The organism is Flavobacterium bizetiae, assembly GCF_024271895.1.
GTDB classification, from domain to species: Bacteria; Bacteroidota; Bacteroidia; order Flavobacteriales; family Flavobacteriaceae; genus Flavobacterium; species Flavobacterium bizetiae.
The window spans coordinates 3,304,443-3,329,328 of the sequence record NZ_CP091861.1 but is presented as its reverse complement, the minus strand read 5'-3'; the positions used below and the strand labels follow the sequence as shown (position 1 = coordinate 3,329,328).

The following is a 24,886-nucleotide window of genomic DNA, read 5'->3' as shown; positions in this document are numbered from 1 at the left end:
GATCGTAATAGTAAATCATAATCAAGATGAAATGGATTACAAGAGAAAGGCCTAAAATTGACAGAATTGCATGTCCCTGGTTAATCCAAAAATTTGTAGATACCGAAGCGGAATTTATTTACGTTCCGTTTGATCAGGTTATGGCCAAGTCTAAAGAATTAGACGCCATTCCGTTTGATATTCCGGGAGTAGAATTTACGCACTATAATGACGAATGTACTTTTGATTATATTGTAAAAAAATATCAAATAAAAGATCCTGCAGTTTTAATAATGTCTAAAATCGTTCGTGGCGCTGATACGGACCAACATGATATTGCCAAAGAATCTGCCGGTCTTTGGGCAATTTCGGCAGGACTTTCGCATAATATTACAAACGATTCCGAATTACTAAAAAACGGAATCGTGATTTACGATGCGCTTTACAGCTGGGCAACGCATCTTTACAAGCAAAACCATTTACAAAATAGTCCGTTTGAGAATTTACTGCACGAAGTCTACAATAAATTTTTAAGCGAAAAAAAATCAAATCAAAAAACGCCTTCATGGGTTAAGGATTTAAAGGAAATCATTCAGGATCAAATAGATGCGCAGTTTACTTTTGATTTAAAGAAAATCTCTAATGATTTAGAACTTAATCCTTCTTACTTGTCACGCGAATTTTCGAAGTATTTTGAAGATTTAAATTTTGGAGAATATGTTAGAAAATTACGCATCGAAAAAGCCATAAATCTCATCCAACATTCGACTTACACACTTACCGAAATTGCTTATATGACGGGGTTTTCAGACCAAAGTCACTTTACCAGAATATTCAAATTACATACAGGTAAGAATCCTTCTTCGTATCGAAAAAATGCCCGAAAAAGTAATTCAGATACAAAAGGTAAATAGCATTCTATTACCCGTCATGAATTTAAGATAGTTTTGTTTTTTCTAAAACCAAACTATCATGAATGTATTAAAACCCTTTTTTATTATTGCCTTATTAGCAATCAATACAACTGTATTTGCTCAAACCACATACCCCAAAATCACAGGCTATTTTGGTATTCTGCATCCTATTGTAACGGTTAGCAACGAACAAACGAATCTAAATTTCAGAGATTATTATGCCGTTGGTTTCCCCACCGGAATAAACATTTGGAAAAGCTCAAAAATAGGTTTCTCTTTTGAAATTGTTCCCAATATAAAAGCCGAAGACGGACACGATAAAGTAACCAATATTTTATTTCATCCGGGAATTTTAGTCGCGTTGGGTCACGGCTATACTTTTGCCGGAAGAGCCGCTTTCGAAAGCAGCGGAAGATATGGCTTTACGCCTGTTTTAAACAAAACCATTATAAAAAGCGACAATTGCAGTTATTTTGTCGCCGTTCCGCTTCCGGTTCGGTTTGGTAATGATCATCCGGCCACTTTTACAGTTGGTTTTCAGTTTGGAATCGCTTTTTAAACAACAGTGCTTCAATGCATTAACCAATAAAATTACTCTGATTATCTTCCGTAATAAAATATAATTCCTTATATTTCAAGGACTTAAACGAGATCCTTTTTGGTTTATTTTATCTCAGCAATTATTGGGATTTCATCGTTCTTTCGAAAACATAACTAATTTTTTATTCTATGGAAACAAAGTTTGATATCATTGTTATTGGTTCCGGACCTGGCGGATATGCATCGGCCATTCGCTGTTCGCAATTGGGTTATAAAACCGCTATCGTCGAAAAGTACAAAGCATTAGGCGGCACTTGTACCAATGTTGGCTGCATTCCCACAAAAGCACTTCTTGACAGTACAGAACATTATCACAAAGCTGCAACCAAATTTGCTACGCACGGCATCATAACAGGAAAATTAAGTCTTGATTTTCCTCAATTCATCAAAAGAAAAACCGAAGTTGTCGAGCAAAACATTGCCGGATTGAACTTTTTAATGAAAAAGAATAAAATCGAAGTTTTTGAAGGATTTGCTTCTTTTTTAAATGATAAGGAAATTAGCGTAAAAGCAACAGATGGTACCTCATCAACCCTTTCTGCAACCTACTATATTATTGCTACAGGCTCAAAACCGGCAACTATTCCGGGAGTTGAAATTGATAAAAAACGCATTATAACTTCAACCGAAGCGCTTTCGCTTCCTGATAAACCCAAAAGTATAGTCATTATTGGCGGTGGCGTAATTGGTGTCGAAATGGCTTCAATTTATGCCCGAATTGGTGTAGAAGTTACTATAATCGAATATTTCGACAGCCTGATCCCAACAATGGACAAAGATTTAGGAAAAGAACTCAAAAAGATATTCTCTAAACAAAACATCAAAATTTTACTGAGCCATAAAGTACAATCAGCCAAAAATAATGGCAAAAATGCAACCGTTAATTTTCTGGATGCCTCAAATAATCCTCAGGAAATTACAGCCGATTATTGTCTGGTTGCCGTAGGTAGAAAACCTTATACAGAAGGCCTCGGCTTAGAAAAAACAACAATAGAACTCGATTCTAAAGGCCGAATTGTAACCAACGAAAAACTGCAAACCAAAGCCGAAAATATTTATGCGATTGGCGATGTTGTTGCCGGTGCCATGCTTGCCCATAAAGCCGAAGAAGAAGGTATTTTTGTAGCCGAAACCATCAACGGCCAAAAACCGCATATCAATTACAAATTAATTCCCGGCGTTGTTTATACCTGGCCAGAAGTAGCATCTGTAGGTTATACCGAAGAAGAACTAAAAGAAAAAGGAATTGAATATCGTATAGGTAAATTTCCGTTTTCGGCAAGCGCCAGAGCTAGAGCGGCATTAGAAAAAGACGGTTTCTCAAAAGTACTTTCAGATCCTAAATATGGCGAACTTTTAGGCATGCACATCATCGGCCCACGAGCCGCAGATCTAATTGCACAAGGCGTTATAGGCATGGAATATGAAGTTACAGACGAAGATATGTTTAGAATTTCGTATGCGCATCCAACTTACTCCGAAACCCTCAAAGAGGCTTATATGATTGCATCCGGGCAAGGAGCTATAAATATTTAAACTCTAAATTTTAAAATTCTAAATTCCAATCTAGAGTTTTTAAATAAAAATTAGAAGTTGAATCAGGAGCTATTTCCTGCTATCCACTTGTATCTTTTGTGGCGAACCACGCCACAAAAGGATACCGCTTCTATCAGGGCTAGGACACTCGTTTTCAAAATAAATCTTATGTAAAAACATTTTATAGTTCACAAAAACATCTTACCAAAAATGAAAACTTCAAACAACACCATTCTAATTACTGGCGGAGGATCAGGAATTGGATACGAGATTGCCAAACTATTTTCTGCAGATAATAAAGTAATTATTACAGGAAGAAATGCCGAAAAACTCGAAAAAGCAGTTTTGAGTTTAAAAAATGTAACCGGAATAGTTTCCGACATTAACAGCGATGCTGATGTCTCAAAACTAACCAAACATTTAAATGAAGATTTCCCCAACCTTAATATTGTCATTAACAATGCTGGTTTAGCCCATTATTTTAAATTAACGGATGAAAATGCCAATGCCTTCGAAAAAGCCAGTGAAGAAATCCTGACCAATTATCTTTCGATTGTAAGGCTAACCGAAAAGTTATTGCCTTTGCTTCAAAAACAACCCGAAGCTGCTTTTGTAAATGTTTCGTCTATTGCTGCTTTTTCTCCGGGATATACGCTTCCGGGTTATGCGGTAAGCAAAGCAGCGCTTCACTCCTATTCTCAGGTATTAAGAGTTTCTCTCGAAAAGCACGAGAAACGACCGTTGGTAAAGGTTTTTGAATTGATGCCTCCTTTAGTAAATACCGAATTTTTTAAATCGATTGGTGGAGAAAATGGCATCAGTCCGGAACAAGTGGCTTTAGATCTTAAAAAAGCCCTTGAAACCGAAACCTACGAAATTCACGTTGGCGCCACAGCCGATTTTTATAAATTATATCTTTCTTCGCCGGAAAATGCTTTGCAGGCAATCAATGCGAATAGGAAATAGATGAATGGTTTCAGGTTTCTCCACCCTTTGTCAAAGTTTTACACAAAGTAACCACAATCATTGTCATTTCGACGAAGGAGAAATCTCCGCAAGAAACTCCGCACAGAAAGTCTCCAATCTTTGTCGAGTTACTTACGGAGATTTCTCCTTCGTCGAAATGACAAAAATGCGCAAACAAACTTGAAACGTGAAACAAAAAAAACTTGAAACAATTCAATCCTTTTACATCTTAATCTCAAAAATCCTGATAAACTTGCGTTCTAATTTTTTTCTCTTTCTTTCCTCTTTCCAGCGCGAATAAAAAATGATAATGAGCAGAAATAAACTCACGATTGTAGTGGCTCTTCTAAGACCTCTTCCAAAAAAAAGAAAGAAAACATTGAGCGCTATTAGAAAAACAACCGGAGAAAATCGGGTCCAGAGTAACTGAAATTTACTGTTTGGCTCAACGATATAATTGATGTTAAGCCTGTTATTTATATTCTTGTAATTTCCTCTAATAATAAAATAAGTTGGTGAAGTCCTCGAATTGATCGTTAATCGAAAACTTTTCTCATCAAAAAGTCCGTAAAAAGGCTTTATTCCGCCAAATCTGGGAAATATTCTAAAGAGACTTAAGTTTACTTTTAGAGAACCAATTTCTGTGTTATTTTGTAATCTTGTTCTAAATTCAGCCAGACTGAGTTTTGATTCCATTTAAACTTTTTATTTTAAAGCAACTATATCCTTTTTATAAGTTCTTTGACTCTTGTAAAAACGTAATTTGCTTTTTCGTCAAAAACTACCATATCAAAATCACTGCTTCCTTCTATAAAATGACCTTCTTTTTTGGTGTCAGAATATACTTTTTCAAAATACAAATCACGTTTTTTGACCCAGTCTAATTGTTCCTTTTTTAATCGTGATTGTTCTTTAGAACTCAATTTAAGTTTTAAATTCTTATAAGCAACATTCAATAAGCTATCTGACTGATTGTAATATTCGATCGAGCAATTTTTCATTCCGCTGCCACTGTTCAGGCAAGTTTGGTAATCATTTCTTAGTTTATTAACCATCTCCATTGTTTGTCCATTGCACTGAAATGCAATCAAAATAAAGAATACGAATGCTGATTTTTGAATCATGACCTGGACATTTATTGTTATTATCTTTTTTGAAATAGCAATATACTCAAAGTTTTAATTAGTTTGAGTTTTTACTGCGCTGTCAACAAACTTTTAACCATTTCGTTCAATGCATTTCCGTGAATATTTTTAGCCAGAATAATTCCGTTTTTATCTACTAAAAAATTCAAAGGAACAGATTGAAGCATATAATCTCCCACAACCGGAGATTTCCAGTATTTCAAATCACTTACTTGTGTCCATGGCAATTTTCCTTTGGCAATTGCTGCCAGCCACAAAGTTTTTTTAGTATCCATAGAAACACTGTAAATGGATAGTTTATCAGGATAAGTTGTGTACAATTTTAATAATGCCGGCTGTTCTTTAATACATGGTCCGCACCATGATGCCCAAAAGTCAACTAAAACTAATCCTCCTCTTAAAGAGGAAAGTGCAACAAGATTTCCTTTTGTATCCGGAAGATCAATTTCCGGCGCAATATCGCCAATTTCAGTTCCTACAACCTGTGCTTTTGAACTGGTTACTACACAACATAAGAATCCTAGAATAAGTAATGTTTTTTTCATAGTTTGATTAAGTTATTTATTTGGGGTTGTTTTAATCTCGCAAAGGCGCAGAGCCGCAAAGTTACAATTCTTATAAGCTTTATTCTTTGCGTCTTCGCGCCTTTGCGAGATTAATTTTCACAAGCAAATATAATTTTTCTTTATTAAAATCCTCCACTGTTTAATACAACTTCCTTTTTCTTCATCTTAATTTTTTGCCAAATAATTACCTCCTTAATTGGTATATCGGGAAAAGTCGATATATTTGCACCATGGAACCAATAGAAATTTTTAAGGCGCTCTCCAACAAATCCAGATTGCAAATGCTGGAATGGTTAAAAGAGCCTGAAATCAACTTTCCGGATCAGCTTCAGCATGCTGGATTTGAACACGGAGTTTGTGTAGGACAAATACAAGCTAAGGCTGGTCTTACACAATCGACTGTTTCTGAATATCTCTCTATTTTACAACGTGCCGGATTTATAGAATCTAAGCGTGTTGGACAATGGACTTATTATAAACGCAACGAAGGTGCCTTTGAAGCACTCAGTAACTTAATTCAATCTAATTTGTAAATTACTATGAGTACAAACAACCTGTTTTCGCCATTTAACTTAAAAACGTTAAATCTTAAAAACCGAATCGTAATGGCGCCAATGACGCGCTCTTTTTCTCCTAACGGAGTACCAACTGATGAAGTCGCAGCTTACTACCAAAAAAGAGCTGAAGGCGAAGTTGGTTTAATATTATCTGAAGGAACTGTTATCGACAGACCTTCATCATCTAATGATGCTAATGTGCCACATTTCTATGGTGATTTAGCCTTAAACGGATGGAAAAAAGTGATTGACGAAGTTCATGCCGCAGGCGGACAAATGGGACCGCAAATCTGGCACATGGGGATTATGGACAATCACCACTCGGGATGGGTGCCTCCTGTTCCTTTTGAAGGTCCGTCCGGATTAAACCGTCCTGATTTTAGAAATGGTGTTACCATGACTGAAAAAGATATTGAGGATACCATTCTTGCTTTTGGTAAAGCTGCTGCTGATGCTAAAAGATTAGGTTTTGATACGATCGAAATTCACGGAGCTCACGGGTATTTAATCGACCAGTTTTTTAGAGCTGAAACGAATTTACGTGAAGATATATACGGTGGAAAAACTTTACCGGAACGTAATCGTTTTGCGATTGAAGTGATTAAAGAAATCAGAAAACAAGTAGGAAATGATTTCGCTGTAATCATGCGTTTTTCTCAATTTAAACCTTCTGATTATAACTATAAACTGGCTAAAAATCCGCAGGAATTAGAAGCCTGGTTAACTCCTCTTGTTGATGCGGGAGTTGATATTATACACGCTTCGCAACGAAGATTTTGGGAACCTGAATTTGAAGAATCTGATTTGAACTTTGCGGGTTGGGCTAAAAAAGTAACCGGAGCACCCACTATTACAGTAGGTTCTGTTGGTCTTTCTGGTGATTTCTTTGGTGCTTTTGCCGGAGAAAGCTCTGAACCAACTTCTTTAGAAGAATTAAACAGACGTTTCGACAGAGGCGATTTTGATTTAGTTGCTGTAGGAAGACCTCTTTTATCTGATCCTAATTGGGTGGCTAAAATCAAAGCGGGTAAAACTGACGAATTGAAAGGTTTTAGTAAAGAAGCTTTAGGAGCATTGGTTTTAGAATAAATTTTTGAAGGTACTAAGACTCTAAGATTCTGAGGTACTAAGCTTTCCTGATTGAACTAAATATAAAAGGGATGAAACACAAAATGTTTCATCCCTTTTTTTATACCTAACATTTTGATTTGAAAAGACACAAAGATCGAAATGATACTATTTCTCTTTGAGTCTTTGTTGCTTTGAACCTTTGTTCCTTTAAAAAAAAACAAAGGGATGAAAACATGAAATTTCACCCCTTTTTTGAATATCTATAACTAACAAAATTAAGAAATTCAAGATTTTTATGTAGGTTCAGAGGAACAAAGGTTCAAGGAGACAGAGGTTTTTGAACCTTTGTTCCTCTGAGCCTTTGAACCTTTGTCCCTCCCTTTAAGATACTTTTCTTTTTTGAAATTTGTTCTGAAGCCAGTTACGTACTGGTTCATCGTAGAATTTCAAGCATAAAATTGCAATTACAATACTTGAAACCAAAACTCCGATTCCGATCATATAACCGTCTTTTATAGCAACTTTATTATCAATTACCCAAGCGGTATACCAGTAAATTAGCGGATAATGGATGATATAAATGGGATAGGAAATATCTCCCAGAGCTTTACAAATTTTAATAGAAAGCGTATTTTTTATCTCTCCTCCCGCTCCAATGGCAACAATTAAAGGAAATAAAAGAATAATAGCAAATGACTCGTATAAACCGTTCATCCATAAAGTATTTTCGTCTCCTATTCTTGGAATCGAAAAGATAACTACAATTAGAATACTGCAAATCCAGAAAGCGCCTTTCAGGTGAATTAATTTACCTAAACGTGAAAGTAAAACTCCCGCGAAAAACGGATATAATAAACGGGTAAAACCAACATTCATTTGTTGCAGGTTTAAAGACCAACCGCCTATAACATCGCCATTGGGTCCAAAAACAGTGTAGTTAACCAACATTGTTGCAAATATAAAAACAAAGATTCCTAATACTTTGTTCGAGAATTTACGAAATACTAAAGCGTATAAAATATTGGCAATATATTCAAAGAATAATGACCATGCAGGCCCGTTAAGCGGATGCATTTCGCCCCAGCCTCTAATTTCTAGTGATGGCGGAATTGGAAGCAACGTAAACCCAATTACCATTGTTACAATTACTTTCCAGACTTCCATTCCTGCAATCATCGGAAAAAGATTTGATGCCTGAAAATAATAAAAAATAGCTCCAATGATCATTCCCATAATAACCATAGGCTGCAAGCGAATTAAACGTCGTTTGTAAAACTCCCATTGCGACATTTTTGTCCAGCGATCATCATAGGCATACGCTACAACAAATCCTGATAATAAAAAGAAGAAATCTACCGCCAGATAACCGTGGTTAATGATTTGTGCAAAACGGCTTCCTCCGTTATGGGCTTCTAAAATGTGAAAAATAACAACTAAAATAGCGGCGACTCCACGTAAGCCGTCTAGTATTTCATAATGTTTTTTAGGTTTAATATCAATAGAAGATGAACTCATAAAAATATCTTTTGGTAGTTAAAAGGTTAGTTTTTTTTTGGTGGTCGCTAAAATAAGACTTTTTAATTAATCGAAAATTTCTGAGCAAAATTTTAACGAAAAACCAGTATTATCTAGCTATTTATTCCTTAAAAATTTTAAGTAATATTTTTTTGAACCATTAAGATATTAAGAAAATAAAGCTTTGAAATAATATTGTAACGTTCAAAAAAGGTTTTTAAACTTACAGAAGTAAATTAACTCCGTCAATATCTTAATAGTAGAAAATAGTATTTAAAAAAGTAAAGCTGCAATTTTTTACAATTGCAGCTTTACAACCAACCAATTTAGAAATAATGAAATTATTGAAGTGAGAATCCCACTTTAGATTTTATATCTGTAGAAGAGGCTCCAACGATTGCTTCAAAAGCTCCCGGTTCAGCAACCCAGTCGTGTTTTTTATCATCAAAAAAGCTTAAAGCTGTTTTGTCTACTGTAAAAGTTACTGTTTTTTCTTCTCCCGCTTTTAGTGAAATTTTTTCAAATCCTTTTAATTCTTTAATCGGACGTGGTAAAGAAGATTTTAAATCACTGATATAAAGCTGAACAACCTCAGAACCTTCTCTTGATCCTGTGTTTTTTACATTCACAGAGAATGTAATATTGTCGCTGCTTGACATTTGTTTTTTGTCAGCTGTTACTTTTCCGTATGCAAAAGTCGTGTAGCTTAAACCATGTCCAAAAGAAAATAATGGTTTAACTTTTTGTTTGTCAGCCCAACGGTAACCTACAAAAATGCTTTCGTTATATTTTACTTCATCTCCACCAGGAAATTCTCCTAAAGCGTGAGCGCCATTATCAGCTAATTTTACAGGGAAAGTAAAAGATAATTTACCAGAAGGGTTAACATCTCCAACCAAAACATTTGCCAAAGCATTTCCAGCTTCTGTACCTAAAAACCATCCTTGTACAATTCCCGGAACTTCTTTTACCCACGGCATTGCCACAGCATTTCCTGAAATGTTTACAAAAACTATATTTTTATTTACTTTAGCCAAATCAGTAAGCAATTTATCCTGACCGTATGGTAAGTTTAATTCTTTACGATCGTGTCCTTCTGCATCCTGGTTATCACTTTTGTTCAAACCTCCGATAAAAAGAACGATATCAGCATCTTTCGCAACTTTTAAAGCCTCTGCACTTAATTCTGCCGGAGAACGTTTGTCTTCTAAACTTACTTTTGCTACTACTCCATTGTATTCGCTTTTAGGGTCTCCAACATAACCACGGGCATAAACGATTTCAGCCTGGTTTCCAATTCTTTTCTTTAATCCTTCAAGAGGTGTAATTTCGTATCTTGCTTTAAGCGAAGAACTTCCTCCGCCTACAGTCATCATTTTGATAGCGTTTTCACCAATAACAACGATTTTCTTTGTTTTAGAAAGGTTGATTGGTAAAATATTATTGTTGTTTTGAAGCAATACAATTCCTTCTTCGGCAATTTTACGACCTGCATCTGCGTGCTCTTGTGTCCCAAAAGACCCAAACGGACGGTTTCTATCCATTGTAGTAAGGAAAGATAAACGTAAAATACGACGTACTTTTTCGTCTAATTCTTTAGTTCCAACTTCACCTTTTCTGATCATTTCAGAATATGGTTTTGCTAAGAAATAGTTGTCGTATGCATTACTGGTTCCCCATGAAAGTCCGTTAGTCCAAGAACCAAACTCCATATCAAGACCATTAAAAATAGATTGCTTCGTATCATTAACTCCACCCCAATCTGAAACTACAACTCCTTTGAAACCCCATTCTCCGCGAAGAATATCATTCAATAAAAATTCGTTATGACAACATTGCTGTCCTTTGTATTTATTATAAGATCCCATAATGGCCCAGGCATCACCTTCCTGAACTGCAGCTTTAAATGCCGGTAAATAGATTTCGTACAAAGCACGATCATCAACTACAACATTTACTGAGTTACGTTTTGTTTCCTGATTATTTAAAGCGAAGTGTTTTACACATGCAGCAACTCCGTTAGCTTGTACTCCTTTAATATAAGGAACTACCATTTTTGCAGCAAGAAAAGGATCTTCTCCCATATATTCGAAGTTACGACCGTTTAATGGCGTTCTGTAGATATTCACCCCAGGTCCTAACAATACATTTTTATTACGGTAACGTGCTTCTTCTCCTATCGATTTACCATATAAAGAAGATAACTCTTTGTTCCAGGTTGCAGAAAGTGCGGTAAGAGCCGGAAATGCAATACAAGAATCGTTTGTCCAGCCTGCCTGATCCCATTCGTCCCATTTTACTTCGGTACGAATTCCGTGTGGTCCGTCAGTCATCCAGTTTTCCGGAATTCCTAAACGTGGTACACCTGGCGAACTGAATTTTGACTGCGCATGAATCATGGCAATTTTTTCTGCAGTTGTCATTCTTTTTAGAGCATCTTCTACTCGCTCATTAATTGGCTTTTTATCATCTAGATAAACCGGAACTTTACTCTGTGCATTTACACCGATAGAGCTCAACAAAAGTAAAACAACAATTGTTTTAACGTTTTTAAACATAACTATTAATTTATTAAAGCATTTAATGTATAATCTAAAAGATAATAATAAGGTCATTATTACCTTTTAATAATATTGTAAAGCTAAAACGTTATAGTTCGTTTTTAATTTGTAAACGAAAAAAAGTAGTGAAACAGAAAAATAATACACTGAATTACAAACACTTGAACAAATACACCCCTTAAAAAAAGTAGTAGATTTAAAACGAAGAATTAGACTTTCAGAGAAATTAAACCAATTTTCATGACCATTTCTTCAAAATCATTTCGAGAAACTGCGGCTTTATTTCGAGCTCTGGTTCGATAATTATAAATTGTGCTTAAAGAGTAACGAAGGAACGCTGCAATTTTTACACTGTCGGTAATTCCTAAACGAATTAAGGCAAAAATTCGAAGTTCAGTATTGAGCAATTCTCCTTGTTTTAAAACGATTTGTTCTTCCCTAATCAAAAGTGCGTTGAAATCTTTCACGAAAGTGGGATATAAATTTAGAAAGATAATATCGAAATTCTTGTACAATTCCTCCAGTTCATTATCAACAAGAGTGGTTGATTTAAGCATTTTATAGATCTCATCAAACTGTTTTGCCGTGGCTTTTTTGTTGAGTATAATGCGATAATTTTCTAATTTATTGATGTAAGTAGAGCAAAGGCTAAAGAAATGCGCGATATATTCTTCTTTAATATGATTCGACTCAGATAACTGTGCGTTACGTTCCTGCAGCTGATTATTAGTTTCTGTAATATCTTTGTTTAATTCGGCTAGTTTTTGGCTCGTTTCATAAAGTTCCCCTCGTATTCTGGATACTTTTTTCATTTGTTTGTAGACATAAATAACCGCTACAATCAAAAATGCCGAAAGCAAACTGATGCACAAAAGATACAGCTGTAACTCGGTTTTTCTCTTGGCTTCTTTTTCTAAATAAACGGTATTTATAATGGAATACACTTCTGACATTAAAAGCGTACGAAACTGAACATTGCAATAAAGTGCGTCTTCAATCGCAGATTGCGTTAGTTTATATGCCATATCTACATCTCCAATTTCATAAAAAACCAACGCCAGTTCCTGAAGTGATGCATTGTCTTTATTGGCATTCTTCAGATCCGAAGTAGACGAAAGCGCATAAAACTTTTTTCTGGGTTCTAGCTGATGTCTCGCCTCATAAATACTGCCTAAAAGATACGTAATCATCGCATATTGAGGATTATCTTCCTCCATATTATCAAACAATTGCAATAATTGCTTCTCGGCAATATCATACTTTTTTTGAGACATGATTTGCTGAATCTTATTTACCTGATAATTTAAGGTATTAGGATCTAAAACACTAACCAAAGAATCACGATATTCCCTTATTTTCTGTATGTATTTGATGTCGTAACTGTTCGCCGCATAATGTTCGAAAAACTCGCGATACGCAACATAATAAGTTTGAAGCAATGATTTTGAAAGTGTTTTTTTATCAATGCTTTTTAGAATAGCTTCAGATTCACGGTATTTTCCTGAAGATGAATAAAGGGTAACCAACTGAAGATTGGCTAAATTCAGCAATTCATCGTCTTGAAGTTCGGTTGCAATTTTCAGATTCTTTTTGACATAAAAAATAGCCGAATCTGAGTTGAATTTCTGGTATTCTGTATACAGGGTTTTATTATAATTGTATTCTTGTTCTTTAGTTAAATCATCCGACTTTATTTTTTTAAAGTTTAAGATACGCTCCTCTTTAAGCCTGACATAATGTGCCTTATTTTTTAAAGCATCATTTAGCTTTACCAAAATAACATCGGTACTGTCTGATGAATAAACAGGACTACCTAAAAGAACGAAAAGCAGAAACAACAGATAATTTTTCAAACCAATTACAGCTATAATGAGAACTACAAATATAAGAAAGTGCAGATACAAAAATGAATTATTTAGTAAGTCGCAAATTTTGAATTTTGTGACAGTAAATCTTGAAAAAACTGAATAAAAAAATCTAAGTCATAAAAAAAACATCATCTCAATTGGATTTTTGTAAATTTGAATAAAGTCTATTTCTACAAACTAAAACCAAGCGCAAATGCCTCATTTTATTATTGATTGCTCAGAAAACGTAATCCGGTTAAAATCTGCTGACGACATTATGCAGGATGTTTTTAATGCAGCATTGTTAACAGGTCTTTTTGATGAATCTGAAATTAAGGTTCGTATTAATCCGTTTACGTATTATAAAAACGGAAATTCCTCAGACGATTTTATTCACGTTTTTGCGTATATTATGGAAGGCCGAAATGCTGATCAGAAATCAAAATTGTCGAGAACAATAGTATCAAAACTTAAAGCTATCCTTCCTGAAGTTCCGGTAATTTCGATTAATGTAATGGACTTCGAAAAAGCGACTTATTGCAATAAAACAATGATTTAAAGCTAATTGTGATATAATAAAAGTTATAACAATTGTATTTTGTTATTGTAAATGATTGTTTTTTTGCCACAGATTAAAAGGATTAAATAGGATTTTTTTTATATTATTACAAACCTAATCTTTTTTTTCAGGAGCTAATCCCGCTATACGTTCCAATCTTTTGTGGCGAACACCGCCACAAAAGGATTTCCTCTTCTATCGGGGCTAGGGCTAGGGCAATGTTTTCATAATAATGTTTTCCGTATAGTTTGTCATCCTGAGGAACGAAGGATCACACTAGAAAATCCAAAATCAAAATCGCCAATCTTTGTAGAATCCCGCGTGAGATCCTTCGTTCCTCAGGATGACAAGATTGCGTATAGCTGCAATGAGCAAAACAAAAAATCCGCGAATATCCGTGTTTTAGCGAAGCGAATCCGTGTCATCCGCGTGCCATGACAAAGAGTTTCGAGTGTGATCCTTCGTTCCTCAGGATGACAAGATTGCGTATAGCTGCAATGAATAAAATAAAAAAATCCGCGAATATCCGTGTTTTCGCGAAGCGAATCCGTGTCATCCGCGTGCCATGACAAAGATTATCAATCTTCTAGCCTGATCCTTCCTCCTTCATAATGAATAGATTACGAAAAATTATATTCTCTTTACTCTTTACTTAACCGCAATCGGCGCCGCTAAACAACTCTCAGGAATATCGAAAGCATTGACTAACGAAACAGCATCGGGACGAATATCCCAACACAATTGGTTGACAATTTTACGGATTGCTTTGGTTTTTACGGCTTCCATATAACCGTCTTCGAGATACCAGGCTTTGTTTTTCTCTATCTGAGAAAGCGCGTATAATTGATTCAGCTTTGTTAATATATCTTTCGTTTTTTGATCTTCAACCTCTTTTATAGCGAGTTGAAATTGTTCTAAAACTACTCTTTCTAAATACGCCTGAGCGACATCGATCATCTGGTGTTGTACCACATTAAAAGCATCATAAGGTTCTAAACCTCCATCGACTAATTTTTTAATACGTCGAGCTGCCGAAGCTAGAATCATTTTTTCTCTATGAATAAAAGCCTGCAAATGAAATTCCAAATCTAATAAATGTTCATCATCTGTTCTTCTGGTTGCAATTGGATTTTTTTCTGTAATGGCCGTTTTGGCATTTTCGTACACATAATTGATGATGCCTGCAGCGCCCATTTCTCCAAACGATTTTCTGAATTCAGCCAAACGGTTTTTAGCCACCAATTGCATCAAAACGGTATTATCGCCTTCAAAAGTCGTGTAGATTTCCGTATCATTTTTTAAAGCATCGATTCGATTTTCAGACAAATATCCTTTTCCTCCACAAGCTTCGCGGCATTCCTGCAAAATATCCCTTGTACTCCAGGTCGAATACGATTTCATTCCGGCTGCAAGAGCTTCGATTTCCTGCATTTCGGCTTCGGTTTTATTCAGGAATCTGTTGGTTAGGTATTGCAAAGCAAAATGCACGGCGTAAGTTTTAGCCAAAGGCGGAATCAAACGGCGTTGGTGCATTCTGTAATTTAAAATCGGAACTTCTGAACCGCCTTCGGGACCAAATTGTCGGCGTTGATCGCTGTAACGAATGGCAATTGTAAGTCCGGATTTGGCTGCAGCCAAAGCAGAACGCGGAATCCCGATTCGTCCGCCAACCAAAGTGCCCAACATAGTAAAGAAACGTCTGTTATCGCTTGGTATTGGGCTTTCGAATTCACCTTTGTCATTTACAGAAGCAAAACGATCGAGCATATTTTCTTTCGGAATCACTACATTATCAAAACTAATGGTTCCGTTATCTACCCCGTTTAAACCCATTTTATGTCCGCAATCGCCAATTGTAACTCCGTTTAACGTATTTCCATTCGTATCGCGTAACGGCACCACAAAAGCATTTACGCCATAATCATGACCGTCGATCACTAATTTTGCAAAAGCAGTTGCCATTTGTCCGTGAACTGCGGCATTCCCGATATATTCTTTTTGTGCATTTTTATTGGGCGTATGAATCGTAAACGTTTGATCGTTATAATTGTAAGTTGCTGTAGTTTCAAGACCTTTTACGTTCGAACCGTGATGGGTTTCGGTCATTGCAAAACACCCAGGAATTTTTAAAGTTCCAATATCTTTTAGGTATTTGGCATAGTGTTTTTCTGTTCCTAATGATTGAACGCTCATTCCCCAAAGTCCAAACTGAACGCCAAATTTGATCACTAAACTTAAATCGTGATAACTTAAAGTTTCCATTATGGCAAAATAGTCGGCGATGTTTTCTCCTCCGCCGTATTGTTTTGGATACGCCATATTTCCGAGGTTTTCTTCCGCCAGTATTTTACACCAATTGTAAACGGTTTTACGATACACATTGATATCTGTAGAAGTTTCGTAAGCAAATTCAGGTCTCGAAATAACCGATTTTACTTTATTGATTATCGCAGCTTCTTTGCCATTTAAGATGGCTGTTATTTTCTGAATATCAAAATCGGCATTGGTTTGAGAATTTGCGGTAAATGAACCTGCTTTTGTTTTAAAGTTCTGAAGTGCTTCTTCGCCTAAAATTCCGAGATCATTTTCTAATTTTATAAAATCAGATTGTAAGCCCGAAATGTCTACATCTTTCTCTGAAAGCGCCACTGCGATATCAAAAATTGATTTTATATCTGCTTTGTTCTGAATGCTGTTTTCAATCTCCGATTTCCATTGCGTGAGTTCATTTCGCGAAGGCGGATTTGAAATATCTAATCTTGAAAGTAATTGTTGTTTTTCTTCGGGCGAAAGCCAGCTTAGATCGTTGATAAATTTCTGAATTGTAGTAAATTCTTTTTGAGTCAGTAAATCATCAGACCACACTAAATAAAATAACGGGATAAAGGCTTGGAGCTTGGTATTTTTCATATAATAGTTGTTCGGTTTATATTTTTTGCCACTGATTATTATTTTTTGCCACTCCCGATAGCTATCGGGATTCACGAATTTTCACTAATTAATTTGGGCTCTACTATCGCTTACTACAGCGTAAAAAGTTCACGCAGATTTTGCAGATCGAGCAGATTAAAAAATTCGCGAAAATTTGTGAAATTCGTGGCAAAAAAAAATCGCATAAAAAAACAGGAATGAAAATACTCATTCCTGTTTAAACATCCTGTTAAGATTCTGGTAATTTATATTTTAAACCAATAAAAAATATAAAAAACCTCACGTTATTTTAGAATCTTTGGATATTACGTTAAACTTTTGCTTCATCGCAAAAATATGATGTGAATTGAAAACCAATACTGCCAGAAATACAATTCCGTATGCTATGATTTGTATGAGTCCAAATTGTTCTTTGTAGAGAAACATTGCCAATAAAAAAGCAATCATCGGATTGATATTTAAAAGCATTCCCACAGTTGAGGAATTAATGCCTGAAAGTGCGTATAAATTAAGAAACAACGGGAAAATGGTAAACAATATCGCAATGGTTTCTATACAGAAATAAAACTTAAACTCGGTTGGAACGGGCCCGCTGTACGCTGGAAAAAAAGGCACCAAAAACAACGCAATTAAGGTAATATGAAAGGTTAAAACCAAAAACTTATCAAATCCTTTATTGACTCTCTGACTTACTAAATAACAGGCGTACGAAAGACCAATAACGATACTAAAAAGCATGTCGGTAATATTGGCGTACGATAAAAGTACACATCCTGAAATGCTTAATCCAACCGCGATCCATTGGGTTTTGCTTAGTTTTTCGTGCAGAATAAAATAAGCCAGCAATGTGGTTAAAATAGGGCAAACCAAATACGCCAGAGAAGTTGCTTTTACGCTAACATGGTTCATGACATAAATAAATGTAAACCAGTTGGTCATGATAAAAAGACTTCCTCCGATGTTTAAAATAATAGATTTGCGCTTTTCGGATTTTGGCAATGCCTTAAAGGTTTCTACTGCTTCTTTTATTTTTTTTCTTTTGAATGTAAAAGCAATAATCAACATTAGAATACTACAACTAAAAACACGATAAAATAAAATGTCTAACGAAGCATAGTCGTGTATGGGTTTTAAAACCAAACTGAAAAATCCCCAGATTACAAAACATGTAATGGCAGCTATATAGTATTTTGTTGTTTTCACGAGGGGTTTGTTTTGTGGTTACTTTTTTAAGAAACAAATTTCTAAAAAAATAAAATAGCAATACAGATACAGTTTTTGTAAATTGCACCGTAACAGTTTTTATTTTATGAAATTACTTTGGCATGTCAATCAAGGGGATTAAAAGCTTTTAATTTGTGACGTTAGGCACTAAATATTGGTAAAAATTAATTCGGAATACGTTGGCGTGCCGCAGGTACGCAACAAAATAATAACTATTGCGTACCTACGGCACGCTAAATTTTATTACTATTCCTCTGTTTGCTACCAACATTTAGTGCCAAAAGGCACCACCTTAATTTTTGATTTGCATTTGATAACAAAATGGAATAAAGCATAATACCACCACATTCTAATATGAAAAATTCCAATTACCTCTATCTTCAATTTGCTGACCGGATCGAAAAACAAATAAAGTCTGGCGTTCTGAATGTTGGCGACAAACTGCCATCAATACGTGAGGTCTGCGCAGAAACGGGTTACAGCATGAGCACGGTAAGTAAAGCATATTATGAAATCGAAAGCAGATCGCTGATCGAATCGAGACCGCAATCCGGTTATTATGTGAGTAATATTTCGGCGAGAACAATTCCTGAACCTTCGCCAAGCAGCCCGATTTTAAAATGTCTTAATATTGATCGTGAGGATTTAATCGATCAGGTGTATGGTAATATGACGGATCCGGATATTACGATGCTTTCTTTGGGTTTTCCTTCGAATGAGCTTCTTCCTATTGCGAAATTAAACAAGGGAATGGTTCAGGCGATGCGACAACTCCCTAATAGCGGAACGAGTTACGAACAGGTAAAAGGTAATCCTAATTTAAGACGTGAAATTGCCCGATGGTCTTTTACCTGGGGCGGATCATTATCTGAAGAGGATATTATTACGATGCCGGGGTGCACGAGTGCTATTTCGCATTGCTTGATGACTTTAACAAAACCAGGAGATACTATTATAACCGAGAGTCCGGCTTATTTTGGGATCCTGCAATTGGCGAAATCTTTGGGTTTATACATCATGGAATTGCCAACAAACATGACTACCGGAATTGAATTAGACGCACTAAAAAAAGCGCTTTCGTCGAAAAAGGTGAAGCTTTGTTTATTGATGAGTAATTTTAGTAATCCGTCCGGAAGTATGATGCCGGCAGAACATAAAATTGAAGTGGTGAGATTGATGGAGTTTTATAATATTCCGTTAATCGAAGATGATATTCACGGTGATTTGTACTTTGGCGCAAGCCGACCAACGAATTGCAAAACCTACGACGAAAGCGGCATTGTACTTTGCTGTAGTTCGGTTTCTAAAACATTGGCTCCGGGTTATCGTGTGGGTTGGGTTTCGCCCGGAAAGTTTAAAAAAGAAATATTACGCAATAAAATTTACCATACGCTCTCCTCTCCTACTATTACACATCAGGTTGTGGGCGATTTTCTAAAAAATGGACGATACGAAAATCATCTTAGAAAGATACGCCAGATATTGCATCATAATTGTACCAATTATATCAATACGGTTTTAGAATCTTTTCCAAAAGGCACAAAAGTGAGTCAGCCGCAAGGTGGATTTTTTCTGTGGATCGAGTTGGATAAAAGCGTTGATACTGCTGCTTTTTATCATTTGGCGATGCAACACAAAATTAGTATTGCTCCGGGGAGAATTTTCTCTTTTCAGGATCAGTTTTCGAATTGTATGCGCCTGAGTTTTGGATTGGTTTGGACTAATGAATTAAGAGAATCAATACAAACTTTGGGGAGATTGCTTCATCGGTAGTTTTTGATTTTTTCGTAATCTTGTCATCCTGAAACTAAACTTGATAATCTTTGTTATGGCACGCGGATGACACGGATTCGCTTCGCGAAAACACAGATATTCGCGGATTTTTTATTTTACTTATTGCAGATAACCGCAATCTTGTCATCCTGACGGAGGAAGGATCACGCGCGGGATTCTACAAAGATTGGCGATTTTGATTGTGGAGTTTCTTGTGTGATCCTTCCTTCGTCAGGATGACAAACTAGACGAAAATATTATTATGAAAATGGATGTCCTAGCCCCGATAGCAGTGGAAATCCTTTTCTGGCTTCTTTAGCCAGGAAAAGATTGGAACGTATAGCGGGATTAGCTCCTGAAAAAAAAGATTCAGTTTTAAGGAATTGCAATAACAAAAAAAAGCCGGACAACGGCATGAAAAAACGTTGTCCAGCTAACAAAATTGAGAAACCAAAATCAATTTAAATTATAAAACAAAATAAGCGTTGTTTTCCGCTTTTTTACGCTCAGGCTGAAGATGAAATTCATTGATAATATCAAATTCACTTTGGTATTCGTTCATCATCTGAGTTATATTTCTTTCGATTGTATTGGCAATAGTGGTTACAGGCGTATCTGTAGGACGGTTTTCGAACGGATCCTGCAAATGAATTGCCATTCTTTCGATCAAAAAGAAAGCAGCAGCAATAGCGGTAATTAACGGAATCGCAAACCAACTCAAGACGCTAATTAATCCAAAAGGCAACAATAAAATAAACAAACACAAAGTTACTCTGATGTACATACTGTACGTCGTTGGGAAAATGGTGTTTTTGATTCGCTCACATTTACCCATTTCGTCACATAATCTTGATAAAGTATTGTCGATTTCTACCTGCTGATACATATTGATGCGTTTATCATTTTTAGCGTTTCGCAAATCTCTTGCATGCAATAATAAAATGGCATTAGGTATGTTTTGGTGGTTCTTTACAAAACGTAATTCTTCGTCGCTTATCAAACCTTCAAGCGGTTTTAAGGCATCTTTATTTCGTAATGATTCGCCTAAGCTATAACACCATGCAATTTGTCGTTTGGCGAAATTTTCTTTGAATTCATTTGCTTCTACAGAAAAATTAGGGTCTTTATAAAATGTCAGTACCTGCCTGATTAATGTTCTGGAATCATTTACAATGGCTCCCCAAACAATTCGGGCTTCCCACCATCTGTCATACGCCTGATTCGACTTAAAAGCCAATAATAAGGATATAATGGTTCCAATCATCGTGGGAATTGCAATTGGAATATCTACAGGAAGATTGATGAAATAATTGTGAAATACCTCAAATACTATGGTGTAAGCCAGTACTAATGTAATTTCTACTTTAATTTTCCCGAGAACGTACTTCATTGGTATTCTTTTCTTTAATAACATATTTTCGGTCTTAAATTAAACTTATATTTTTTTTGAGGAAAGAAATCCGGTCTTATGCCATTTCTTCATAAAGAGATAAAACCGGAAGTCCTAATCTCTCGTTCATGTCTTTTTTCTTTGTTTTCTTGAATTTGATTTTCTCTCCTTTACGGGTTTCAACTAACAAATCGATATCGTATTTTGAAATGGCTTCAGATAAATAAGGAGCAAATTTTTCGTAATTATCATCGAAATTAGCGGTCTGGCTTACAATTTCGAATGAAAAATTATCATTCAAAAATTGCTGAACATCCTTAACATGCATATTGGCACGGGCGTTTTCGATATAAAGTGCTTTATTAAAGTCTTCTCTGTATTGCTCTGAACCTAAATGTAATATTGGACATTTTTGGTTTCCGGCTAATTGTACCAAATACTGATGAATTCGTTTTGTTTCTTGTTTATAAGACATTGGAAGAATTACCAATTTTACAGCAAAAACATCGATAATATGTTTGAAAATTGGAGATGAAAGTCCGTATTGATTGTGTACTTTTATTTTACAGTTTGGAGTATGATCGATCATGTATCGACAAGTTTCAAGTACTATTTCCTGACTGGCGGTTAGTCCGGTGCGCATTTCGCGTAAATAGGCTGAAGAAGAAAAAGTATCCGGAGCATCAGAAACCATCATTAAAATGATCTCACATCCTGAAGATTTTGCCTGGCTGATTGCTGATTTTACAGCACAAATAGTATCATCTTTTAAGGTCGTAGGTATTAGGAAATTTTTCATATGTATAATCGTTTAGTTTATACATACAAAATAACTGCCTGTAAATTAGAGCGGTCTTAATATAAAATTAGATTTTTCTAAGATTCAACATTAGAATTTTTAAGATTGATTTTCTTTATTTTCGACATATTGAAAATAATAGTCACAATGGTTCCTTTATTTTGCTCTGACTGAACTTGTATTTCGCCATCGTGCATGCGAATGATTTTAGAAGCCAAAGGAAGCCCTAAACCATACCCTATATATTTGGTGGCAATTTTTCCTCTAAAGAAAGGTTCGTATAAATGCGGAATATCTTCCGGCGGAATTCCAATACCAATATCGTTAATGGCAATTTTGATCATTTCCTGATTGGCAGAAAGCGTTACAAACACTTCGTTATTATCAGAATACTTTACGCCATTGGTAATAATATTATTGATTGCAAGTTCTAAAAGTGGTTTGTTGCAAGGAATTAAAAGCAAATTAGAATCTTTTGGTACAAAATTAAATTTCATACTGACACGATTATCTGGATAAATTTTATCCAAATCTGATTTTACATCCATCAATAATTCGTCGATTCTCGCGATATCCAGTACTTGTTTTTTACCGTCGTAACCTGTTTGCGTTAACTTTAATAAACTTTCGGTCAGGTTTCCTAATTTGGATGCCTGAGCGTATATGTTTTCTAATGACTGAATGTATTCCGGCACTTCTCTTTCTTTCAAAAGCATAATTTCAGACTCGGCAATAATAGTGGTTATTGGCGTTTTTAATTCGTGCGAGGCATTATTAATAAAGTTGGCCTGAATCTCAAAAGAGGTTTCTAAACGGTCTAACATATCATTGAAAGTCTCCGTAAGATCTGAAATTTCGTCTGAATTTTTAACCTCGGGTAATCTGTTGTGTAAGTTAGAGGCACTAATTCTATTTACTTCTCTGGTAATTCGTGCTACAGGATTTATGACACGTTTTGCCAGAAAACGTCCTAAAAAGAAGGCTAGAAATACAAATCCTATTCCTCCAAAAAGCATGATTTTAATGATATAAATCGTCGTTGTAGGCCCTTTTCGATCACGCGCACCCACAATTACAATATATCTTTGATCTCTTTCTTTAAAAACCTGACCTAAATAATATTTGTTATTTATTTCGAAATAGTCTTCACCAGTTTTTAGAACATTGGTATAAAACTCGTTGGGTAAGTTTAATTTTGTATTATAATCAAAACTATTGGCGCTGTTTATTTTAAGAACAAATTCTTCTTCTTCGATAAGTTCTTCAAGTCCATTTTTTTTAAGTTCGCTATAATACCTTATTTTCTCGGGATCGTTTTGAAAATGAATAGAAGCTACAATTTTTGCTCTGTCTTCTAATCGCTTTAAAAAGTGATATCGGTTATTTTCGTTAAACAAAACAAAAACAACAATACACAATAAGAGCGTACTAAAGCTTGAAAGGGCAACATATGTAAAAGTAATTTTTTTTCTAATATCCATTTTATGGCTTTATGACATAACCTAATCCCTTCATGGTATGAATGAGTTTAGATGCAAAAGGTTTATCTATTTTTTTACGTAAATAGGTAATATAAACGTCAACAACGTTGGTGTTCATATCAAAATTAATATCCCAGACATTGTCTAAGATTTGATCTCTGGAAACGATTCGTCCGCTATTTTTAGCTAAATAATACAGTAATTTAAACTCTTTTGCCGTTAAAACAATAGATTCTCCGTCTCTTTTTACTGTTTTTGCACGGGCATTTATCTCTAAATCGCCTACGGTTATACTATCGATTCTTTCTGTTTCCTGATGTGCTCTTCGATGCAATGCATTTACTCTGGCATCAAGTTCTCCAAATTTAAATGGTTTAACCAAATAATCATCGGCACCGGCATTAAGTCCGGTTACAATATTTTCTGAAGTTCCTAAGGCTGTTAAAAGCAAAACAGGCACAAAATTCTTGCTGGCGCGCAGGCGTCGGCAAATTTCGATTCCGTTAATATCAGGTAACATTACGTCTAAGATTACAACATCAAAATTATAATTATGAAGCATTTCGAGGGCTGTTTTACCATCCATTGCAACACTAACTTCATTGTTGTTTTCGGCAAATCCTTTACGTAAAATGGATAAAAGATTTGGTTCGTCTTCGACTATAAGTAATTTCATATTATTCGTGGTATGAATAACAAAAATAGGGATTGAGTTTAAAAATATAAATCACAATAGTTATAAATTATGATTTAATTATGAACAATAGCTTTTAGTAACCATAAAAAAAGCACTCACCAATAGTGAATGCTTTTATATTTTTAAGGATGATTTATTGAGGGGAATTACATTAATTTTTAAAATTAAAACTTAATACTGCGCCTAAACCAAACTGGTATGTACTAACATAATCCTGAACTGCAACCGGGCCAAAATAATACGACCAATAATAACTATCTCCAACTGCTGCCGACATTGATTGTAAATAAGCATTAATGTTTACAGAAACTACTGAAGCAGTTTTAATTTTTACACCGGCTTTTATATCCCAGGCAAAATAAGTTCCGCTACCGCTCTGAGGTGTTTCCAGAATGCTAACCCCGGCACCAGCTCCCAGATATGGTAAAAGATTAGATCCGGTATCAAAATAATGGGTAAAATCTGCGAGGATAAAATTAAATGCTCCTTTATCTTTACCCGCATTTAATTGCATTCCAGCGGGATCATTCAATGGTATTTTGACGTCTGTTCTTAAATACTTAATCTCAACCGAATTGTTTGTCGAAAAGAAATACTCAAATCCTGCACCGTATTGAAAACCATCTTCAATAGTGGCAGAATAACCATCATAATCTAACTTGTCCGAGAAATTGTAACCACCATACAAATTAAGAGAAAAAGACCTTGCATCTTGTGCGTTCGCTCCTATCACTGACAGGAAAAGAACCAATAAAAAACCGTACTGTTTCATAAT

21 protein-coding genes are annotated in these 24,886 nt (G+C 35.3%); 8 read left to right on the top strand and 13 right to left on the bottom strand.

From position 1 onward, the window contains the following. Nucleotides 1-26 precede the first annotated feature (26 nt). The 4 genes from L0669_RS14435 to L0669_RS14420 all read left to right on the top strand — a co-directional run bounded on the left by L0669_RS14435 (nt 27) and on the right by L0669_RS14420 (nt 3,995). Nucleotides 27-893 (top strand): chromate resistance protein ChrB domain-containing protein, encoded by an 867-nt coding sequence (locus tag L0669_RS14435; RefSeq protein WP_263758421.1) that lies wholly within the window; start codon nt 27-29, stop codon nt 891-893. A 58-nt stretch (nt 894-951) separates the two neighbouring features. Then, the gene (locus tag L0669_RS14430) at nt 952-1,452 is read left to right on the top strand and encodes a hypothetical protein (protein ID WP_263758420.1); all 501 of its coding nucleotides are present in this window, start codon (nt 952-954) and stop codon (nt 1,450-1,452) included. A gap of 170 nt (nt 1,453-1,622) precedes the next feature. After that, nucleotides 1,623-3,029, top strand: coding sequence for a dihydrolipoyl dehydrogenase (gene lpdA / locus L0669_RS14425; RefSeq protein ID WP_263758419.1), 1,407 nt, complete (start codon nt 1,623-1,625; stop codon nt 3,027-3,029). A gap of 210 nt (nt 3,030-3,239) precedes the next feature. Further along, a complete protein-coding gene (locus tag L0669_RS14420; protein WP_263758417.1) occupies nt 3,240-3,995 on the top strand; it encodes an SDR family oxidoreductase in 756 nt (251 codons plus the stop codon). A gap of 222 nt (nt 3,996-4,217) precedes the next feature. Here L0669_RS14420 and L0669_RS14415 read toward each other — a convergent pair whose 3' ends face one another. From L0669_RS14415 to L0669_RS14405, 3 genes are all read right to left on the bottom strand, one after another. Then, complete coding sequence (locus L0669_RS14415; RefSeq protein WP_263758415.1) at nt 4,218-4,691, bottom strand: hypothetical protein; 474 nt, start codon at nt 4,689-4,691, stop codon at nt 4,218-4,220. 23 nt (nt 4,692-4,714) lie between these two features. Beyond that, the gene (locus tag L0669_RS14410; RefSeq protein ID WP_263758414.1) at nt 4,715-5,119 is read right to left on the bottom strand and encodes a lysozyme inhibitor LprI family protein; all 405 of its coding nucleotides are present in this window, start codon (nt 5,117-5,119) and stop codon (nt 4,715-4,717) included. A gap of 71 nt (nt 5,120-5,190) precedes the next feature. Continuing rightward, nucleotides 5,191-5,685, bottom strand: coding sequence for a TlpA family protein disulfide reductase (locus tag L0669_RS14405; RefSeq protein ID WP_263758413.1), 495 nt, complete (start codon nt 5,683-5,685; stop codon nt 5,191-5,193). A 251-nt stretch (nt 5,686-5,936) separates the two neighbouring features. On the opposite strand from L0669_RS14405, the gene L0669_RS14400 reads away from it, so the two are divergent. Further along, complete coding sequence (locus L0669_RS14400) at nt 5,937-6,239, top strand: ArsR/SmtB family transcription factor (RefSeq protein WP_055097872.1); 303 nt, start codon at nt 5,937-5,939, stop codon at nt 6,237-6,239. Between the two features lie 6 nt (nt 6,240-6,245). Beyond that, nucleotides 6,246-7,352, top strand: a complete 1,107-nt coding sequence (locus L0669_RS14395) for an NADH:flavin oxidoreductase (RefSeq protein WP_263758411.1) — start codon at nt 6,246-6,248, stop codon at nt 7,350-7,352. A gap of 363 nt (nt 7,353-7,715) precedes the next feature. Here the strand turns inward: L0669_RS14395 and L0669_RS14390 are convergent, their stop codons facing one another. From L0669_RS14390 to L0669_RS14380, 3 genes are all read right to left on the bottom strand, one after another. Beyond that, complete coding sequence (locus tag L0669_RS14390; RefSeq protein WP_263758409.1) at nt 7,716-8,849, bottom strand: acyltransferase family protein; 1,134 nt, start codon at nt 8,847-8,849, stop codon at nt 7,716-7,718. Nucleotides 8,850-9,190: 341 nt separating this feature from the next. Continuing rightward, nucleotides 9,191-11,407: a glycoside hydrolase family 3 C-terminal domain-containing protein gene (locus L0669_RS14385; protein WP_263758407.1), complete on the bottom strand. Its 2,217-nt coding sequence runs from the start codon at nt 11,405-11,407 to the stop codon at nt 9,191-9,193. Nucleotides 11,408-11,619: 212 nt separating this feature from the next. Then, nucleotides 11,620-13,263, bottom strand: coding sequence for a DUF6377 domain-containing protein (locus L0669_RS14380; RefSeq protein WP_263758405.1), 1,644 nt, complete (start codon nt 13,261-13,263; stop codon nt 11,620-11,622). Nucleotides 13,264-13,471: 208 nt separating this feature from the next. Between L0669_RS14380 and L0669_RS14375 the strand changes: the two genes are divergently transcribed. Beyond that, a complete protein-coding gene (locus L0669_RS14375; protein WP_263758403.1) occupies nt 13,472-13,816 on the top strand; it encodes a 5-carboxymethyl-2-hydroxymuconate Delta-isomerase in 345 nt (114 codons plus the stop codon). Nucleotides 13,817-14,464: 648 nt separating this feature from the next. Here the strand turns inward: L0669_RS14375 and L0669_RS14370 are convergent. Then, nucleotides 14,465-16,726 carry an acyl-CoA dehydrogenase family protein gene (locus tag L0669_RS14370; protein WP_263758401.1) on the bottom strand — a complete coding sequence of 754 codons (2,262 nt, stop codon included), beginning with the start codon at nt 16,724-16,726 and terminating at the stop codon, nt 14,465-14,467. Nucleotides 16,727-17,026: 300 nt separating this feature from the next. After that, nucleotides 17,027-17,950, bottom strand: a complete 924-nt coding sequence (locus L0669_RS14365) for an EamA family transporter (protein ID WP_263758400.1) — start codon at nt 17,948-17,950, stop codon at nt 17,027-17,029. 375 nt (nt 17,951-18,325) lie between these two features. On the opposite strand from L0669_RS14365, the gene L0669_RS14360 reads away from it, so the two are divergent. Then, nucleotides 18,326-19,744, top strand: coding sequence for an aminotransferase-like domain-containing protein (locus L0669_RS14360; RefSeq protein ID WP_173970959.1), 1,419 nt, complete (start codon nt 18,326-18,328; stop codon nt 19,742-19,744). A 466-nt stretch (nt 19,745-20,210) separates the two neighbouring features. Here the strand turns inward: L0669_RS14360 and L0669_RS14355 are convergent, their stop codons facing one another. The 5 genes from L0669_RS14355 to L0669_RS14335 form a co-directional block, all read right to left on the bottom strand. After that, nucleotides 20,211-21,158 carry a bestrophin family protein gene (locus L0669_RS14355; protein WP_341849973.1) on the bottom strand — a complete coding sequence of 316 codons (948 nt, stop codon included), beginning with the start codon at nt 21,156-21,158 and terminating at the stop codon, nt 20,211-20,213. 52 nt (nt 21,159-21,210) lie between these two features. Continuing rightward, a complete protein-coding gene (locus L0669_RS14350) occupies nt 21,211-21,933 on the bottom strand; it encodes a hypothetical protein (protein ID WP_173970957.1) in 723 nt (240 codons plus the stop codon). Nucleotides 21,934-22,010: 77 nt separating this feature from the next. Then, nucleotides 22,011-23,414, bottom strand: a complete 1,404-nt coding sequence (locus L0669_RS14345; RefSeq protein WP_263758396.1) for a HAMP domain-containing sensor histidine kinase — start codon at nt 23,412-23,414, stop codon at nt 22,011-22,013. A gap of 1 nt (nt 23,415) precedes the next feature. Beyond that, entirely contained in the window at nt 23,416-24,090 is a 675-nt protein-coding gene (locus tag L0669_RS14340) for a response regulator transcription factor (RefSeq protein WP_263758394.1), read from the bottom strand. 172 nt (nt 24,091-24,262) lie between these two features. Next, a complete protein-coding gene (locus tag L0669_RS14335) occupies nt 24,263-24,883 on the bottom strand; it encodes an outer membrane beta-barrel protein (protein WP_263758392.1) in 621 nt (206 codons plus the stop codon). Nucleotides 24,884-24,886: the final 3 nt, after the last annotated feature.